The sequence below is a fragment of the Bacillus sp. P4_D3 genome (assembly GCF_056401855.1).
This window is the reverse complement of sequence record NZ_JBFUIN010000531.1, coordinates 1-2,183: the sequence shown is the minus strand read 5'-3', so window position 1 is coordinate 2,183 and position 2,183 is coordinate 1. Positions and strand designations below refer to the sequence as shown.

At 36.8% G+C, this 2,183-nt stretch carries 2 protein-coding genes and 2 pseudogenes; all 4 read left to right on the top strand.

All coding sequences use genetic code 11. The annotated features are described in order from the left end of the window. Nucleotides 1-239, top strand: a pseudogene (locus tag AC1DTM_RS23675) (MFS transporter); the annotation flags it as partial. Nucleotides 240-249: 10 nt separating this feature from the next. Continuing rightward, nucleotides 250-1,167 (top strand): cysteine synthase A, encoded by a 918-nt coding sequence (gene cysK / locus AC1DTM_RS23670; RefSeq protein WP_016104495.1) that lies wholly within the window; start codon nt 250-252, stop codon nt 1,165-1,167. Between the two features lie 94 nt (nt 1,168-1,261). Beyond that, entirely contained in the window at nt 1,262-1,774 is a 513-nt protein-coding gene (locus tag AC1DTM_RS23665; protein ID WP_016104496.1) for a GNAT family N-acetyltransferase, read from the top strand. Nucleotides 1,775-1,867: 93 nt separating this feature from the next. Continuing rightward, nucleotides 1,868-2,183, top strand: a pseudogene (locus AC1DTM_RS23660) (DUF4037 domain-containing protein); the annotation flags it as partial.

Below are 2,183 nucleotides of genomic sequence, written 5' to 3'. Positions count from 1 at the left end.
GTTCTAGTAGTTTTAGTGTAATCGTTGTATATGCACAAGAACTTGTTCCAGGTAAAGTTGGAATGGTATCTGGATTAATTGTCGGCCTTGCGTTTGGCCTTGGAGCATTAGGTGCTGTAGTTCTTGGGAAGTTAGCTGATATGTATAGCCTTCAGTTCATTATGCTATTATGTAGTTGTTTACCATTAATTGGACTTACTTCATGGTTACTGCCAAGTGATAAGAAAACGATAGAATAGGGGATGCACTATGAAATTATGTGAAAACGTAACAGAATTAATAGGAGATACACCTGTCGTCCGGTTATCTAAATTTATTCCAGAAGACGCAGCGGATGTGTATGTGAAACTAGAAATATTTAATCCATCACGCAGTGTGAAAGACCGTGCTGCTTATAATTTACTTCACGTTGCGGAGGAGAATGGTCTCATAAAACCAGGAGATACAATTATTGAACCGACGAGCGGGAATACAGGAATTGGTTTAGCGATGAATGCAGCTGCTAAAGGATATAAAGCTATTTTAATTATGCCAGACAATATGTCCAAAGAGCGTATTAATTTATTGAAGGCATACGGCGCAGAAGTAGTTTTAACACCGGCAGAACAAAGAATGCCAGGAGCAATTGCGAAGGCGGTAGAGTTACAAAAAGAAATTCCAAATAGTTTTATTCCGCAGCAATTTGAAAACCCAGCAAATCCGGATGTTCATCGTTATACGACTGCACTTGAAATTTATGAACAAATGGATGGAGAGCTTGATGCATTTGTAGCAACCGCAGGAACAGGTGGAACAATTACAGGGACCGGTGAAACGTTAAAAGAGAAACTACCAAACTTATATATTGCAGTAGTAGAACCGAAAGGATCACCAGTGTTATCTGGTGGTGTTCCAGGCCCTCATAAACTAGTCGGAACAAGTCCTGGTTTTATTCCAAAAAACTTAAATACAGAAGTGTATAACGAAATTATTCAAATTGCAGATGAAGAGGCATTAACTACAATGAGGAACTTAGCAAGACAAGAAGGCTTATTAGTAGGGCCATCTTCAGGAGCTTCTGTTTACGCAGCAATTATGATAGCGAAGCGTCTAGGTGCTGGCAAAAAGGTTTTATGTATTGCACCTGATACAGGGGAACGTTATTTAAGTATGGGGCTATTTGAATAAAAATGATGAAAACACCTTAATAGTAAGGATGAAAATCCTCTATTAAGGTGTTTCTTTTAGAAAAATAGAGAATGGATGAGTGGGGAGAATGACAATGAAACTATTAAAACTGACATACGAATATCGCGAACAAATTATGGAGTATAGGCAGGCATTTTTAAATTCAGGAGAACAACCACACGGTAGTAGTTCTTTACAAAATTTTGCTTCTCTGGATGAATGGTTTGAAAAAGTGAGTATACAAGAAGTAGGAGAAAACTTACCATCTAATCGAGTACCATCTAGTCAATTTTTAAGTTTTGAAAAAGGAGAACTTATAGGTTTTGTGAATATTAGACATCGATTAAATCCAGAATTATTGCTGGAAAGCGGTCATATCGGTTATAGTGTGCATCCTAATGAACGTCGCCAAGGATATGCTACTAAACAACTTCAACTTTCATTGGCTGAAGCGCAAAAATTAGGATTGAAGAAAGTGTTAATAACTTGTGATAAATCTAATATTGGTTCTGCTAAAACGATTCAAAAGGTTGGCGGTGTGTTAGAAAATGAAGTAGTTTCTACTCATACTGGCGAAATTGTTCAGCGTTATTGGATAGAAATATAATTTAGTAGGAATTTGAAAAGGTAATGTAATGCGGAATATTGAAATAGATAAATGAAAAGTAAGGGGAGTACTGCAGTTTTAGGGGGAAATGAAATGGGATTAAAAGAGAAAGCGATAAAGATGTCGGAGATTTATAGGCAAAACCCGAAAGTCGAAGCTATTATTTTAGCAGGATCTGTAGCTAGAAAGTTAGAAGATGAACATTCAGATATTGAATTACATATTTTATGGTCAGCACCGCCAGAGGATGAGGATCGTCAAGGACCTATTAACAATATTGGTGGAACGATTTTGTCATATCATCCTTACGAGGAAGAAGAATGGTCGGAAACATATTTGACGAAAGAAGGAATTAAACTAGAGATTAGTAATTTTTTAACAGTGACAGTAGAAAAGGTTATTTCAGAAG

What these genes read in the sequence shown, in the direction of transcription:
- AC1DTM_RS23665 (WP_016104496.1), top strand. Translation starts at nt 1,262, where the DNA reads ATGAAACTATTAAAACTGACATACGAATATCGCGAACAAATTATGGAG.
- cysK (WP_016104495.1), top strand. Translation starts at nt 250, where the DNA reads ATGAAATTATGTGAAAACGTAACAGAATTAATAGGAGATACACCTGTC.